This window comes from Aquifex sp., from assembly GCF_056494385.1.
The window spans coordinates 1-13558 of the sequence record NZ_JBSLZM010000049.1 but is presented as its reverse complement, the minus strand read 5'-3'; the positions used below and the strand labels follow the sequence as shown (position 1 = coordinate 13558).

The 13558-nt window shown below is 42.6% G+C and carries 16 protein-coding genes, 2 tRNA genes and 1 pseudogene; 10 read left to right on the top strand and 9 right to left on the bottom strand.

Annotated elements, in window-relative coordinates:
• The first annotated feature begins 73 nt into the window (after window positions 1-73).
• Genes ACWB1W_RS03835 through recR form a run of 3 tightly spaced genes read left to right on the top strand, consistent with a single transcriptional unit; the run spans window position 74 to window position 1555 of the window.
• The gene (locus ACWB1W_RS03835; RefSeq protein WP_479370071.1) at window positions 74-664 is read left to right on the top strand and encodes a CDP-alcohol phosphatidyltransferase family protein; all 591 of its coding nucleotides are present in this window, start codon (window positions 74-76) and stop codon (window positions 662-664) included.
• Complete coding sequence (locus ACWB1W_RS03830) at window positions 661-957, top strand: YbaB/EbfC family nucleoid-associated protein (RefSeq protein WP_479370070.1); 297 nt, start codon at window positions 661-663, stop codon at window positions 955-957. The genes ACWB1W_RS03835 and ACWB1W_RS03830 overlap by 4 nt, the downstream gene beginning before the upstream one ends.
• The gene (gene recR, locus ACWB1W_RS03825; protein ID WP_479370069.1) at window positions 947-1555 is read left to right on the top strand and encodes a recombination mediator RecR; all 609 of its coding nucleotides are present in this window, start codon (window positions 947-949) and stop codon (window positions 1553-1555) included. Before ACWB1W_RS03830 ends, recR begins: the two co-directional genes overlap by 11 nt.
• On the opposite strand, the gene ACWB1W_RS03820 is transcribed toward recR, so the two are convergent.
• A complete protein-coding gene (locus tag ACWB1W_RS03820) occupies window positions 1556-2308 on the bottom strand; it encodes an SAM hydrolase/SAM-dependent halogenase family protein (RefSeq protein ID WP_479370068.1) in 753 nt (250 codons plus the stop codon).
• Window positions 2308-2787 (bottom strand): tetratricopeptide repeat protein, encoded by a 480-nt coding sequence (locus ACWB1W_RS03815; RefSeq protein WP_479370067.1) that lies wholly within the window; start codon window positions 2785-2787, stop codon window positions 2308-2310. The genes ACWB1W_RS03820 and ACWB1W_RS03815 overlap by 1 nt, the downstream gene beginning before the upstream one ends.
• A 219-nt stretch (window positions 2788-3006) precedes the next feature.
• Between ACWB1W_RS03815 and groES the strand changes: the two genes are divergently transcribed.
• Together groES and groL are read left to right on the top strand one after the other, a co-directional pair.
• Window positions 3007-3309, top strand: coding sequence for a co-chaperone GroES (groES, locus tag ACWB1W_RS03810; RefSeq protein ID WP_479370066.1), 303 nt, complete (start codon window positions 3007-3009; stop codon window positions 3307-3309).
• Between the two features lie 17 nt (window positions 3310-3326).
• Window positions 3327-4964, top strand: coding sequence for a chaperonin GroEL (gene groL / locus ACWB1W_RS03805; protein ID WP_479370065.1), 1638 nt, complete (start codon window positions 3327-3329; stop codon window positions 4962-4964).
• 22 nt (window positions 4965-4986) lie between these two features.
• Here the strand turns inward: groL and recO are convergent, their stop codons facing one another.
• Window positions 4987-5622, bottom strand: a complete 636-nt coding sequence (gene recO / locus ACWB1W_RS03800; RefSeq protein ID WP_479370064.1) for a DNA repair protein RecO — start codon at window positions 5620-5622, stop codon at window positions 4987-4989.
• A gap of 18 nt (window positions 5623-5640) precedes the next feature.
• Between recO and mutS the strand changes: the two genes are divergently transcribed.
• A complete protein-coding gene (mutS, locus tag ACWB1W_RS03795; RefSeq protein WP_479370063.1) occupies window positions 5641-8208 on the top strand; it encodes a DNA mismatch repair protein MutS in 2568 nt (855 codons plus the stop codon).
• Here mutS and ACWB1W_RS03790 read toward each other — a convergent pair.
• The 3 genes from ACWB1W_RS03790 to ACWB1W_RS03780 are packed head-to-tail and all read right to left on the bottom strand — an operon-like array spanning window position 8195 to window position 10214.
• Window positions 8195-8944 carry a tRNA (adenine-N1)-methyltransferase gene (locus tag ACWB1W_RS03790; RefSeq protein ID WP_479370062.1) on the bottom strand — a complete coding sequence of 250 codons (750 nt, stop codon included), beginning with the start codon at window positions 8942-8944 and terminating at the stop codon, window positions 8195-8197. The genes mutS and ACWB1W_RS03790 overlap by 14 nt on opposite strands.
• A complete protein-coding gene (locus tag ACWB1W_RS03785; protein WP_479370061.1) occupies window positions 8931-9770 on the bottom strand; it encodes an MqnA/MqnD/SBP family protein in 840 nt (279 codons plus the stop codon). The genes ACWB1W_RS03790 and ACWB1W_RS03785 overlap by 14 nt, the downstream gene beginning before the upstream one ends.
• A 6-nt stretch (window positions 9771-9776) precedes the next feature.
• Entirely contained in the window at window positions 9777-10214 is a 438-nt protein-coding gene (locus tag ACWB1W_RS03780) for a phosphatidylglycerophosphatase A family protein (protein ID WP_479370060.1), read from the bottom strand.
• A gap of 24 nt (window positions 10215-10238) precedes the next feature.
• On the opposite strand from ACWB1W_RS03780, the gene ACWB1W_RS03775 reads away from it, so the two are divergent.
• The gene (locus ACWB1W_RS03775) at window positions 10239-11096 is read left to right on the top strand and encodes an LptF/LptG family permease (RefSeq protein ID WP_479370059.1); all 858 of its coding nucleotides are present in this window, start codon (window positions 10239-10241) and stop codon (window positions 11094-11096) included.
• Here the strand turns inward: ACWB1W_RS03775 and ACWB1W_RS03770 are convergent.
• Window positions 11088-11714: a MarC family protein gene (locus ACWB1W_RS03770; protein WP_479370058.1), complete on the bottom strand. Its 627-nt coding sequence runs from the start codon at window positions 11712-11714 to the stop codon at window positions 11088-11090. The genes ACWB1W_RS03775 and ACWB1W_RS03770 overlap by 9 nt on opposite strands.
• A gap of 12 nt (window positions 11715-11726) precedes the next feature.
• Between ACWB1W_RS03770 and ACWB1W_RS03765 the strand changes: the two genes are divergently transcribed.
• From ACWB1W_RS03765 to ACWB1W_RS03755, 3 genes are all read left to right on the top strand, one after another.
• Complete coding sequence (locus ACWB1W_RS03765) at window positions 11727-12110, top strand: YbgC/FadM family acyl-CoA thioesterase (protein WP_479370057.1); 384 nt, start codon at window positions 11727-11729, stop codon at window positions 12108-12110.
• A 29-nt stretch (window positions 12111-12139) separates the two neighbouring features.
• Window positions 12140-12216 (top strand) — tRNA-Arg (locus tag ACWB1W_RS03760).
• A gap of 23 nt (window positions 12217-12239) precedes the next feature.
• Window positions 12240-12312: transfer RNA gene (locus tag ACWB1W_RS03755), tRNA-Lys, on the top strand.
• A gap of 607 nt (window positions 12313-12919) precedes the next feature.
• On the opposite strand, the pseudogene ACWB1W_RS03750 reads toward ACWB1W_RS03755, so the two are convergent.
• Window positions 12920-13033: pseudogene (locus tag ACWB1W_RS03750) on the bottom strand (hypothetical protein); the annotation flags it as partial.
• A 155-nt stretch (window positions 13034-13188) separates the two neighbouring features.
• A complete protein-coding gene (locus ACWB1W_RS03745) occupies window positions 13189-13389 on the bottom strand; it encodes a hypothetical protein (RefSeq protein WP_479370056.1) in 201 nt (66 codons plus the stop codon).
• Window positions 13390-13558: the final 169 nt, after the last annotated feature.

Sequence of the window (13558 nt, the reverse complement as noted above, 5' to 3'; positions counted from 1 at the left end):
CTTGTTAGCATATTTGCGGTTATAGGAAGTCTGGGTGTTGACGTTGCGAAGTGATATACTTTTTAAAAGTTAAATGAGCGTCCTTACCAGAAAGCTAAAGCCTTATTACGAAGATCTCGTAACACCTATAATAACCATTCTTGAAAAGAAAAACTTAAATCCCAATTACATAACCCTTTTCGGACTTTTGAATGTGGGGTTAGGCTCACTCTTTCTTTACCGGGAGGAAACCCTTTTTGCCCTTCTTTTTTTGCTTCTAGGTGCCCTTGCGGATAGCCTTGACGGTGCTTTAGCCAGAAGGACTAACAAAGTTTCCCCTTTCGGTGCGTTTCTTGACTCAACCGCGGACAGGTTTTCCGACGCCTTTCCTTTCACAGCTATGGGTGTAAATTTCTCCTCAAAGGGAGACGAACTCGGAACGCTTCTTTCCTTTCTGGCCTTAATAACATCCTTCGGTGTGAGCTACACCAGGGCAAGGGCGGAAGGCTTAGGAGTTTACGGGCTAGGGGGATTATTTGAGAGAACCGAGAGATGGGTAGTTCTCCTTTTTGGAATACTTCTCGGACTATGGAAGTTGAGCTTACTTGTTATTTTTATTGGCTCCTTAATAACGGTGATACAGAGGGTTAGGGAGACGAAAAAGGCTCTGGAGGTGATGAGATGAACATTTACGACTTTATGAAAAACTTAAAAAACTTTCAAGAAACGATGGAAGAGGTAAAGAAGGAGCTAAGGCAAGAAAAGGACATTCTTGAGAAAGACGGAGTTGAGATAGTTTTTAACGGACTCGGTGAGATACTTAACATAGAGTTTAAGGAAGAAAAAGAGTGCGAAAAGGTAAAAACAACTCTAATAGAGCTCATAAATCAGGCTCAGGATATAGCGAGGGACAAGGTAAAGGAAGCCTTCCGGAGGAAGTTCGGCGGGCTGTTGGGAGGGCTCGGGCTTGGCCTTTGAAGAGGTTTTCCCAAAAGCGCTAAAAGAAGCCCTTGAAAGCATAACGGAGATACCGACCTACGGAGAGAGGGGAGCAAGCAGGTTTATGTATAACCTTCTAAAGCTGAAACCGGAGGAAAGAAAGAAAGTAGTTGAGAAGATAAAGGAAGCGGTTGAAACTCTTAGGCCTTGTAAGGAGTGTTTCCTTATAACCGATAGAGAGCTGTGTCCCATATGCTCTGACGAGAAAAGGATAAAGCGGTTCATATGTGTGGTTGAAGAAAGTCAGGACGCTTACGCCATAGAAAGACTGGAGAGGTATAAAGGAGTTTACCACGTTCTCCAAGGAAGAATTGCACCCCTTGAGGGTATATCTGCCGAAGACCTGACGATAGACAAACTCCTTGAAAGGATAGAAAAGTATAACGTAAAGGAGGTGATAATAGCTACAAACCCCAACGTTGAAGGTGAAGCAACAGCAAGCTACCTTATGAACCTCATTAAAAAGAGGTTTCCCTCGGTGAAGGTTACCAGAACTGCTTACGGCTTTCAGTTCGGAAGCCTCATAGAGTTTGCGGACGAGTATTCCTTAGAAAAATCCATAGAAAACAGAAAGTAGTTATTTTAAGAATATCACCTTCTCACCCTTCCTCAGGTTAAACTTTTCTTTTGCACTTTCCAAGGGAACGAAAAGCTCCATAAATCCGAAGCTCCCGCAAACCCCGTTCAGTTTATCCTTATCCCCCTCAAGGAAGAAGTTAACAACTTTGAACTCTTCCCCTCTAAACATACCTCCCTTGTAATCTCCACAGGGAACGTTCGTTATCCCGTTTCCGAACTTATCAAAGTAAAGAATGACCCCCTCAACGTAATCCCTTCCTTCCTTAATCTCGGGTATATCAAGCCTGAAGGTGTATTCTACCCTTCTCCCCAATTTTTCGGGAGTTATCCCCCTGCTAAGGTATGCCGAAACGGGTGCGAAAACGTCCCTTCCGTGAAAGGTGTTGTTTCTCTTCGGTAGGGTAAACTTATCGTTTTCTATAACATAAGTCTCAAAAACCTTTTCCTCCTTTAGGACCAGGTCAAATATACCGTTATCGGGACCAACAAAGATGTATTTATCCGTCTTAACAACTATACCCTTTCTTTCCGAGCCCACCCCCGGGTCTACAACGCATACAAAAATGCTACCTTCGGGAAAGTAGGAGTAATGAGCCCTCAGAATAAGAGCTCCTTCCAGGATATCAAAGGAGTCAACTTCATGACTTATATCAACTATCCGGACGGAGGGGTTTATGGAGAGAATAACCCCCTTGAGGGCACCGACGAACCCGTCTTTTGTCCCAAAGTCGGTAAGGAGAGCTATAACCATCAGTTAAGCATTCCAAGAATTTGGTGTCTGAGCATGTGGGAAGGTTTGTAGTCGGGCCTTATCTTTATTGCCTCTTCAATTTCCCTCAACGCTTCGTAGAGCTTTCCTTTTAGCATGTAAACCTTTGCGAGGTTTATGTAGGGGTAATGTCTCGGCTCGTATCTTTTTGCCTTTTTCGCCTTCTCAAGCCACTCAACCGCTTCGTCAAGTTTTCCGAGCTCTATGAGATAAGAACCTATATCGTTATATGGATTTCCAAAGTCGGGGTCTATCTCAATAGCCTTCTTACAGGCCTCAATAGCTCCCTCGTAGTTTCCCCTCATGCTGTAAGCCCATCCAAGGAAGGTCCAGGCCTCAGCGGTGGGATAAACGTCTATAGACTTTCTGTAAAGTTCTATCGCTTTATCAATGTCTCCGAGCATATGGTATTTATAGGCTTCCTCAAATATCTTCATTGCTTCCTCTCTCAGGCCTTCCATGGCCGAACACCTCCTGCAATTTAATATATTGCCTTCATAAAGATTTACAAGAAAAGACTAAACTTAAGTCTTCCCCGCTTTTCACAAGCTTTTTTCTTAACAAACTTTTTCCTTAAAATTCTTAAGTGAGGTTTACTAAAATTGGGTCTTGACACGAGAAACAGATGTTAATATAATTGGAAAGTGAAAAGACCAGGCAATAACGGAGGAGGTGGAAGAATGAAACTGAGACCCTTATACGACAAGATAGTTGTTGAAAGGTTTGAGGAAAAGGAGGAAAGAACTCCCTCTGGAATTATAATTCCCGATACCGCCAAAGAAAAGCCTCAGCTCGGTAAGGTTGTAGCGGTTGGCCCCGGAAAACTTCTTGATAACGGAGAACTTAAACCTTTATCTGTTAAGGAGGGTGATGTGGTTCTCTTTAACAAGTATGCGGGTAACGAGGTAGAAATTGAAGGAAAAACTTATCTCGTTATGTCTGAAGATGAAGTTCTTGCAGTAGTTGAAGATTATCAAGCTTAATTAGGAGGTGAGGTGAGATGGCAGCAAAGGCAATTATCTATAACGAAGAAGCAAGGGCAAAGTTAAAGGCAGGTGTTGATAAGCTTGCAAACGCAGTTAAGGTAACCCTCGGTCCTAAGGGAAGGGAAGTTATCTTAGGTAAAAACTGGGGAACTCCCGTAGTTACTAAGGACGGTGTTACCGTTGCTAAGGAAATAGAGCTCAAGGACAAGTTTGAAAATATCGGAGCTCAGCTCGTGAAGGAAGTAGCTTCAAAGACTGCAGACGTTGCAGGTGACGGAACAACAACCGCAACGGTTATTGCACAGGCTATATTCCACGAAGGACTGAGGGTAGCTGCAAGCGGTGCTAACGTAATGGAAGTAAAGAGGGGAATAGACAAAGCTGTAAAGACCGTAGTAGAAGAACTCAAGAAGCTTTCCAAAGACGTTAAGGACAGAAAGGAAATTGAACAGGTAGCTACCATATCCGCTAACAACGACACAGAGATAGGAAAGATAATAGCGGACGCTATGGAAGAAGTAGGAAAGGACGGTGTCATAACCGTTGAAGAAAGCAAGTCCGCCGAAACGACTCTTGAAGTCGTTAAGGGAATGCAGTTTGACAGAGGATACCTATCACCCTACTTCGTAACTGACCCCGAAAAGATGGAATGCGTTCTTGAAAATCCCTACATACTCATATACGAAAAGAAGATAAGCAACGTAAAGGACCTGCTTCCGGTCCTTGAACAGGTCGTAAGAGCCGGAAGACCTCTCCTCGTAATAGCTGAGGACGTTGAAGGAGAAGCCCTCGCTACACTTGTAGTAAACCACATTAAGGGAGTTCTAAAAGCTTGTGCTGTAAAGGCTCCCGGATTCGGACAAAGGAGAAAGGACTACCTTGGAGACATAGCTGTTCTCACAGGAGGACAAGCTATAACCGAAGACCTCGGTATCAAGCTTGAAAGCGTAACCCTTGATATGCTCGGACAAGCGGAAAAGGTAGTTGTTGACAAAGAACACACAACCATAATAGGCGGTAAGGGAGATCCTCAACAAATACAAGCAAGGATAGAACAGATAAAGAGACAAATACAGGAAACCACCTCCGACTACGACAGGGAAAAGCTCCAAGAAAGACTCGCTAAACTCAGCGGCGGCGTAGCTATAATAAGAGTCGGTGCTGCAACGGAAGCTGAGCTCAAGGAAAAGAAGTACAGGGTTGAGGACGCGGTCCACGCAACAAAGGCTGCAGTAGAAGAAGGAATTGTCCCCGGCGGTGGAGTAGCACTCGTAAGAGCTTCTGAAGCTCTTGAAAACCTCAAGGGAGACAACCACGACCAACAACTCGGTATAGACATAGTCAAGAAGGCTATAAGGGTTCCCCTCAAACAGATAGCTTACAACGCAGGATACGACGGTTCCGTAGTTCTCGAAAAAGTAATGGAACTCGGAAAGACAAAGGGAGTAACCTGGGGATTCAACGCTGCAACCGGTGAATACGTAGACATGTACGAAGCGGGTATAATAGACCCCACAAAGGTTGTTAGAACCGCCATAGAAAACGCAGCATCTGTAGCAGGAACGATGCTAACCGCAGAAGCACTCATAGCCGACTTACCCGAAGAAAAGAAGAAAGACATAACCCCCACGGATATGCCCGAGCTTGATTAATCCCCTTTCTTCCTCTCTTTTATCACTTTGTGTGAAAACTAAGAAAATCTCTCAGGAATTTTTCTATTTCCCTAAAACTTCCTTTCGTTATCCTTATCCTTTCGTAATCCTCCATATTTTTAATCTTCCTCAAAAGCTCTATATAGCTTCCCTTTATTTCGTAATCTCCCTTACCTATTTCTCCGTTTTCCAGGTTAATTTTTACCTTTTTTCTTATATCACCCTCGTAAAGGAACTTTGGAGCGTATCCTAAAAGCTCAATCAAGCTTATGTAAAACCTTAGAACGGAAGCGTTAAGGTTTTTTACCTTTCTACCCAGCTCTCCTAAAAGAAGTTCGTAAATCCTCTCATCGTAAGAATGGACAAACCTAAGAACTACCTCGGCTATTTTTGACATATAAAGGAACTGCTCGTAATCTTTTGCCCTGTATGAAAACCTTTTTACTTTTTTCACATCGTTCGGGATTACTATATTTCCCGACTGGTAAAAATCTATCTCAACCCAGTTAAAAGGCTCAAAAACTCCGAAAAGGGGATTCTCATTAAGATAACCTTCTCTCAGAAATAGAGTTAACTTCCCGTGGGTTCCGTAAAGGGTCGCAACGAGGTCAACGTCTCCGCCCCTTATCCTTCTGAGAACTACGAATTCCCCTTTCATACCTTATCTTAAAATCTTATGGGAAAAGAGGAAAAAGAGCTTACCCCTATGCTCGCCCAGTATCACCAGTTCAAGAGTATGTATCCCGATTGTCTTCTTTTATTCCGACTCGGGGATTTTTACGAGCTCTTTTACGAGGATGCGGTTGTGGGTTCCAGGGAGCTCGGGCTAGTCCTAACATCAAGACCCGTGGGCAAGGGAAGGGAAAGGATTCCCATGTGCGGAGTTCCTTACCACTCTGCAAACAACTACATAGCAAAGCTTGTAAATAAGGGATACAAGGTAGCCATATGCGAACAGGTGGAGGACCCTTCAAAGGCAAAGGGTATAGTAAAGAGGGACGTCATCAGAGTTATAACACCCGGAACTTTTTTTGAGAGAGAAACGGGCGGACTTTGTGCGATTTACAGAAAAGGGAAGAACCACCTCGTCTCTTACCTTAACCTATCGGTGGGCGAGTTCATAGGAGCAAAGGTAAAGGAAGAAGAACTTATAGACTTTCTCTCTAAGTTCAATATAAAGGAGATTATCGTAAAGAGAGGGGAAAAACTTCCCGAAAAACTTGAAAAAGTTTTAAAGCTTCATATAACGGAGCTTGAAGAGGAGTTCTTTGAGGAGGGAAGTGAAGAACTTCTTAGGGATTACGGAGTCCCGTCGGTAAAAGCCTTCGGATTTCAGGATGAGGATTTAGCCCTTGCCCTCGGAGCGGTTTACAGGTATGCGAAAACTACCCAGAAATCTTTTACACCCCTTATCCCAAAACCAAAACCTTACGTTGATGAGGGATACGTAAAGCTTGACCTGAAGGCGGTTAAAGGTCTTGAGATTACCGAAAGCATAGAAGGAAGAAAAGACTTGTCCCTTTTTAAGGTTGTTGATAGAACCCTCACGGGTATGGGAAGGAGAAGACTCAGGTTTAGGCTTCTTAATCCCTTCAGAAGCGTAGATAGAATAAAAAAGGTTCAGGAGGCTGTTGAGGAACTTATAAACAAGAAGGAGGTTCTGAGTGAGATAAGGAGAATACTTGAGGGTATGTCCGACCTTGAGAGACTCGTATCACGAATAAGCTCAAACATGGCAAGCCCGAGGGAACTAATACATCTCAAAAACTCCTTAAGGAAGGCTGAAGAGATAAGGAAAACTCTATCTTTTCTTGATTCTGAAATATTTAAAGAGATAGAAAGCTCACTTCTTAATCTAAACAGAGTTGCAGACCTGATAGATAAAACACTCGTTGATGACCCTCCGCTTCACGTAAAAGAAGGAGGACTTATAAAGACAGGCGTTAACGCCTACCTTGATGAGCTTCGCTTTATAAGGGAAAATGCGGAAAAACTCCTGAAGGAGTATGAAAAGAAACTGAAAAAGGAAACGGGAATACAGAGCCTGAAGATTGGATACAACAAGGTTATGGGATACTACATAGAGGTAACGAAGGCTAACGTTAAATACGTTCCCGAGCACTTCAGGAGAAGACAAACACTTTCAAACGCCGAGCGGTATACGACGGAAGAGTTACAAAGACTTGAGGAAAAGATTCTCTCTGCACAGACCCGCATAAACGAGCTTGAGTATGAGCTATACAGGGAACTAAGGGAGGAAGTGGTAAAGGAGCTGGATAAGGTGGGAAATAACGCCACACTCATAGGGGAAGTGGATTACATACAGTCCCTCGCATGGCTTGCCCTTGAAAAGGGATGGGTAAAACCTGAAGTTCACGAAGGATACGAGCTGATAATTGAGGAAGGAAAACACCCCGTCATAGAGGAGTTTACCAGAAACTACGTTCCGAACGATACAAGGCTAACGGATGAGGCGTTCATACACGTAATAACGGGTCCGAACATGGCGGGAAAATCAAGCTATATAAGGCAGGTAGGGGTTCTTACACTACTCGCCCATACGGGTAGCTTCCTTCCGGTGAAAAGTGCAAGGATACCGCTGGTTGATGCGATATTCACGAGAATAGGTTCGGGCGATGTTCTTGCCTTAGGTGTTTCAACCTTTATGAACGAAATGCTTGATGTGGCGAACATACTCAACAACGCAACGAAGAGAAGTTTAATAATTCTTGACGAGGTAGGAAGGGGAACCTCAACCTACGACGGGATAGCGATAAGCAAGGCTATAGTGAAATACATAAGCGAGAAGATAGGAGCAAAAACGCTCATTGCAACCCACTACCTTGAACTTACAGAGCTTGAGAAAAAGGTAAAAGGTGTGAAGAACTACCATATGGAGGTTGAAGAAACAGAGGAGGGAATAAGGTTCTTATACATACTTAAAGAGGGAAGGGCAAAGGGAAGCTTCGGCATAGACGTTGCAAAACTTGCGGGACTGCCGGAAGACCTTGTAAGGGAAGCTAAAAAGATACTCAAGGAGCTTGAAGGCGAAAAAGGTAAACAGGAAGTTCTTCCCTTCCTGGAGGAAACTTATAAAAGGTCCGTGGATGAAGAGAAGCTAAGACTTTACGAAGAGGTGATAAAGGAAATAGAGGAAATAGATATAGGAAACACCACTCCCGTTAAAGCCCTTCTCATCCTTGCGGAGCTAAAAGAACGGATAAAGGCTTTTACGAAGAAGTGAGCTTTCTCCCGAAGACTAGGTAAGCGGTATGTCCCACCATCTGGTCCTCGGGTCTGAACCTCTCGGGGACCCTCTTGTAATACCTCTGTAGTATCTCAAGAACCTCAATGTTTCCGAAGAAATTACCTATACTTTCAAGAAGCTTTATAACTTGATTTGCGGTAGGTAGGAGAAATCCCACGCTACCTCCGTCCTTAAGGACGTTGTAAACCTTTTCAAGGAAAGGATAAGGTTCTCTAACGTCAACAAATACCGCGTCAAAGTAATTCGGCGGAACGTAAGCCTTCCCGAAATCCTCGTTAAACAGTTTTACGTTCCCCTTTATACCGAACTTCTCAAAATTCTTCTTTGCAGTTTTGTAAAACTCTTCAACAGCCTCATAGCTCCAAACCTCTCCTGCAATCTGAGAAAAAACAGCACACAGAGCCCCGCTCCCTGTTCCAAACTCAAGAACTCTTTTTTCTTTACTCAGTCCGAGCTTAAAGGCTATGTAAAAGGCATCCTTCGGATAAATAATCTGGGTTTTCCTCTCAAACCCGAGAAGTATTAAGTCTTCGAGGGTTGGTCTGTAAACTTCAAAGTTTCCTATTTTTACCCCTTCAGGCTTTCCTACGACCTCGTCAAACTTTAGAACTTCTTTCTTAACGTTCAGGCTTTGCTTCGGAATAAGTTTTCTGAGAAACTTCCTCTCGCCGTGAACTATTAATACGTATTCTCCTTCCTTAAAGGAGCTCATCCGAGAATATCTTTTCGGGTATATCCGCTTTTATTATTCCCCTCTCCTTCCCGAGCTTTAAAAGAAGTCTTACTGCCTCCCTTCCTTCCTCTCCGTAATCAACCGTCCTCTCGTTTACGTACATACTTACAAACTTCTCTGTTCTGTTTGGGTCTTCCTTTAGGTCCCTTGCGTAGTTTATAGCATACTCAAGGGCTTTCTTCCTTTCCCTTAGTGCATACTCAACACTCTTCCTCATAAGTTTTTCTATCTTCTTTATTACTTCTTTACCGAGGTCCTTCCTGACGACGTTGCAACCCAGAGGTAAGGGAAGTCCGTATTTCTCTTTCCACCACTCTCCGAGGTCAACGACCTTCTTAAGTCCGTAGTCCTTATAGGATAGCTGTCCCTCATGGATGACGAGTCCCGCATCTACCTCTCCCTTTAAAACCGCATCTATAATCTTATCAAAGGGATAAACTACGTGTTCAATCTCGGGTTCGTAAAGCTTGAGTGTTAAGAAAGCGGTTGTTAGCTCACCGGGAACCGCTATTTTTTTACCTTTAATGCCTTCTAATTCTTCCCTTGATACCACTATGGGACCGTATCTTTCTCCTACACTTCCGCCGCTCGGAAGAACAGCATACTTATCCGCCACGTAAGGGTACGCGTGAAAAGATATAGCGGAAACTTCATACGTTCCCTTTAGAGCCTCTCTGTTCAATGTTTCAATATCCGCAAGTATATGTTCAAACTCAAGACCTTCCGTGTCTATAAGTCCCTTAACAAGGGGATAGAACATAAAAGCATCGTCCGAATCCGGGCTGTGGGCGACTCTGATTTTCATAAAGAATTATTGTAACAGGAGATACAGAACAAAAGAGGTTATTATCCCTCCCACAACGTCGTCCATCATAACACCCAGTCCCCCCGGAAAGTTCTCAAAGAGGTTAACCGGAAAGGGTTTGTATATATCTATTACTCTAAACACTATAAAGGCTGTTATTAAGGCTTTCGTTGTTGGTTCAACGAAGAGAAAACAGAGAATGTATCCCACTATCTCGTCTATAACAACCTCCTCGGGGTCTTCTTCCCTTTTCACGTTTACCATGTATTCGGAGGAAATCCAACCGAGGAAGAAAAGAATTAAGCTTCCTATAAGGTAAACACTCTTATCAAGGTAGAGGAGAAGAACTAAGGGAATGCCAACGAGGGTTCCGAGTGTTCCGGGAGCGAAAGGAAACTTTCCAACGTAAAAGCCTGTAGCTATAAACTCCAAAAGGTAAGACATTTCGTGAGTTAATATACCATAGAGATGCTAAGGTCCTACGTATTTTATCGCTTTTTAAAAACTTCTTTCCTTGGTGCCTTTCTTCTTTCGGTTATTCTCTTCAGTCTTCAGTTTGTTCGCTTAAGCGGGATACTTCTGGGTGTTCCCTTTAAGGACTTTCTCGGTTTCTTTACGGTTTGGAGTGTCTTCTACACATACTTCTTTCTTCCCGACGGTGTAATCCTTGCAACCGCATCCCTTATAAACAGTTTTAAAGAAAGAAGACTCGTTCACGTATTTTACTCCTTTGGGATTTCGGACTTTAAAATCCTATACTTTTTTTCTGTTCCCTTCGTATCTCTCTACATCCTTATGGTTTTACTTTCGGGAACTCTCATAGAGGAAAAAGTTGCCTTTGTCAGAAAAAATCTCCTTTTTAGGTATCAGGACAGCTTCTTCAGAGAGGTTCCCGTCAAAACTTTCGTAGGTTTAGGGGGAGCGGTTATATACGTTGACGAAAGGAAAAAAGGCAGGTATAAGAATGTTTTTTTTAAGTTTAGGGATATAACTATACTCTCAAAGGAGCTTGAGTATAAGGGCAACGGTGTTTTCCTGTTTAGAAAGGGAACCGTGATAACAGAAGAGGAAAATCTGTTTATAGTAGGCTTTGAGAGATACGTATTAAACCTAAGACAGTTTGAAAAGAAGGGGCTCAGGAAGAAAAGAGTGAGGGAAAGTGTAGCGGTAAACGTAGCCAATGCAGTAATCACTCCCTTTTTATTTCTCAGTGTCTTTTTCTTCTGTCTTAAGTTCTGCACCAGGATGAGTCACTTCTACACAGCTGTTGCGTTTTTTATAATACTTCATCAACTCGTAATATTTGCGGTTAAGGTCCTACTTTAAAAGAGGTTTAAGACCGTCGGTTATGAACTGAACCGAGACGGCAAGAAGGAGTATTCCCGATATTCTCGTAACTAGGTTTATCCCCGTTCTTCCCAAGAATCTGTAAAGGAAGGAACTTGAGGAGTAAACAACAAAGGCAATAAAGCAGGCCAAAAGTATGGCAAGCAGAACTGCAGCAAAATCAACGAGGTTCTTTCCGTAGCTTCTCAGAACGAGGACGGTCGTTATAGCACCCGGTCCGGCAAGGAGAGGCATAGCAAGGGGTATGAGTGCTATGTTTTCCCTCTGGAGTGCAGCCTCTATGTCCTGACTCCTACCTTTTTCTTTATGTACTTCTCCCTGAACGAGGTTTATAGCTATAAGGAATAGAAGTATTCCACCTCCTACCTTAAAGGAGTGTATGGTTATTCCCATAAACCTAAAAAGAAAGTCTCCGCTGAGAAGGAAAAAGAAAAGTATTAAAAAGGCGTAAAAACTTGCAAAGAAAGCTATCCTCCTTATCTCTTCCTTTGAGTATTGGGTGGTTAGGGACATAACGATGGGAACACTTGAGAAAGGGTTCATTATAGCTAGGAGAGAGATAAAGGCTTTTATGAGCATAAGGATAAAGGCTTCCATTAATATAGAATTATGCCCTTTATTTACAAAAGAAGGGTTCAGTTCTACGAAACGGATGCCCAAGGTATCGTTCACCACTCTAACTACTTCCGATACTTTGAGGAGGCGAGGGGTGAGTTCCTCAGAAGCAAAGGACTACCCTATAGTGAACTGAGAAAAAAGGGCCTTGAGGTAGTTCTTTTGACCGCAACCTGTGAGTATAAAAAGCCTCTCTTTTACGACGATGAGTTTGAGATACACCTTACGTTGAAAGATTTAACACGCTTTACTTTCTCCTTTGTGTATGAAGTGCTAAAAGGGAAAGAAACCGTTTCTTACGGAGAGACAAAACACTGTATGGTGAAGGAAGGGAAAATAGTTTCAATACCCGAAGAGGTGAGAAACATACTCAGGTGAGAAAATGGTATTAAAATATATATTTCGGACGGGCTGTAGCTCAACTGGATAGAGCGCGGGACTACGGATCCCGAGGTTGCGGGTTCGACTCCCGCCAGCCCGGCCAATGTGTTATAATTATCCTTATAAGGGCTGCTAGCTCAATCGGCAGAGCGGCGGACTCTTAATCCGCAGGTTCCGGGTTCGAGTCCCGGGCAGCCCATTTCTTTAACTCCCACAACCGTGGATAAAGGAGCTGTGGTTTTTATCCTTAAATCGATAATCCCGTGTTTCTCCGAAATTACCACTTCATCTACAAACATCCTGAGGATTTTGTTTGCTTCCGTTGCGTCAAGTCTTAGGACTTTTTCCAGGTTCCTTAAAGCTTTATCAAAATCAAATTCGGCTTCTTGTCTTTTACAGAGTTCCTCAAGTTTTTCTATTTTTAATTCATACTCCCTGATTTTCTCCTTAAGGTAAGGTGAAGGTCTTTCGGCATACAGCTCCATGAGGTTTTCCAGTTTAGCCTTCATTCTTGCAAGTTCCTCTTTATAGCCCTTGTCCTTTGCTTTTAAATTCCTTGCAATTTTCTCTATTTTTTCTCTGTTAAGAAGAATGTATTGTTTAAGATTTCCGACCAGCCATTTATAGAGAAACTGGTAGTCAAGCCTTATGGGATTATCGCAAGTTTTTTTATTGCGGTAGTTTAAACAGGTTAACTTATCGCCTTCTCTTCCCATGAAATCTCCACAATGCCCGCACCTAACTATTTGATAAAGCGGATGCATTTTCCTAACTCGTTTTGTTGTTCTTCTTTGTTCACGTAGTCTTTGATTTGCCTTTTCCCAGATATGTTCATCAACGATTTTCAAATGAGGTACCGGAACAACAACCGTGTTATCCTGCGGAACCTTCTTTTTTCTTCCGGTAATCGGGTCTACAAAGTATTTGTATTTCCTGTTAGTGACCCCAGTCCATAGGTTTAATTTAGGGTTGTTTTGTTTTTCTCAAAACTTTCTCTTGTCTATTAACAATCCAAACTATTAAAAGTCCTATTATTAATATTCCTAAACCTATTAAAGTGAACCCTACTGTGTAGCTATCCATTTTCACTTCCCTTATTGATAAGATAAACTCCTAACACAAAGAACGCACACCAAAACCCGAAAGCAATAATTAGGTTGGTTAGAGAAACTTTTCCTCTTTGGAATAATGGACTTATCAGTCCTACTGAAAGGAAAACTGTAGCAAGCGTTAAAAAGTGCTTTCCAATTTCCTTAAGTGTTTCTTTTTTCAACATTTAACTTTATCCTTAAAAAATCAGCTACTTTCTTTTTCCTTTTTCTTTTGTTTCTCTATCCACAGCTTTATAGCTTCCTCAAGGGCTTGAGCTATTTTGAGACCTCGTTTGACCGCATAAGCTTTAAACTCGCGCCAAAGTTCTTCGTTTTCAAAATCTTTAACACTTA

Bases quoted from the DNA above. Each gene is read 5' to 3' on its own strand.
- ACWB1W_RS03835 (WP_479370071.1), top strand. From the start codon at position 74: ATGAGCGTCCTTACCAGAAAGCTAAAGCCTTATTACGAAGATCTCGTA.
- ACWB1W_RS03780 (WP_479370060.1), bottom strand. From the start codon at position 10,214: ATGTCTTACCTTTTGGAGTTTATAGCTACAGGCTTTTACGTTGGAAAG.
- ACWB1W_RS03815 (WP_479370067.1), bottom strand. From the start codon at position 2,787: ATGGAAGGCCTGAGAGAGGAAGCAATGAAGATATTTGAGGAAGCCTAT.
- ACWB1W_RS03785 (WP_479370061.1), bottom strand. From the start codon at position 9,770: ATGAAAATCAGAGTCGCCCACAGCCCGGATTCGGACGATGCTTTTATG.
- ACWB1W_RS03745 (WP_479370056.1), bottom strand. From the start codon at position 13,389: ATGTTGAAAAAAGAAACACTTAAGGAAATTGGAAAGCACTTTTTAACG.
- ACWB1W_RS03830 (WP_479370070.1), top strand. From the start codon at position 661: ATGAACATTTACGACTTTATGAAAAACTTAAAAAACTTTCAAGAAACG.
- groES (WP_479370066.1), top strand. From the start codon at position 3,007: ATGAAACTGAGACCCTTATACGACAAGATAGTTGTTGAAAGGTTTGAG.
- ACWB1W_RS03775 (WP_479370059.1), top strand. From the start codon at position 10,239: ATGCTAAGGTCCTACGTATTTTATCGCTTTTTAAAAACTTCTTTCCTT.
- ACWB1W_RS03765 (WP_479370057.1), top strand. From the start codon at position 11,727: ATGCCCTTTATTTACAAAAGAAGGGTTCAGTTCTACGAAACGGATGCC.
- ACWB1W_RS03790 (WP_479370062.1), bottom strand. From the start codon at position 8,944: ATGAGCTCCTTTAAGGAAGGAGAATACGTATTAATAGTTCACGGCGAG.
- ACWB1W_RS03770 (WP_479370058.1), bottom strand. From the start codon at position 11,714: ATGGAAGCCTTTATCCTTATGCTCATAAAAGCCTTTATCTCTCTCCTA.
- ACWB1W_RS03820 (WP_479370068.1), bottom strand. From the start codon at position 2,308: ATGGTTATAGCTCTCCTTACCGACTTTGGGACAAAAGACGGGTTCGTC.
- groL (WP_479370065.1), top strand. From the start codon at position 3,327: ATGGCAGCAAAGGCAATTATCTATAACGAAGAAGCAAGGGCAAAGTTA.
- recO (WP_479370064.1), bottom strand. From the start codon at position 5,622: ATGAAAGGGGAATTCGTAGTTCTCAGAAGGATAAGGGGCGGAGACGTT.
- mutS (WP_479370063.1), top strand. From the start codon at position 5,641: ATGGGAAAAGAGGAAAAAGAGCTTACCCCTATGCTCGCCCAGTATCAC.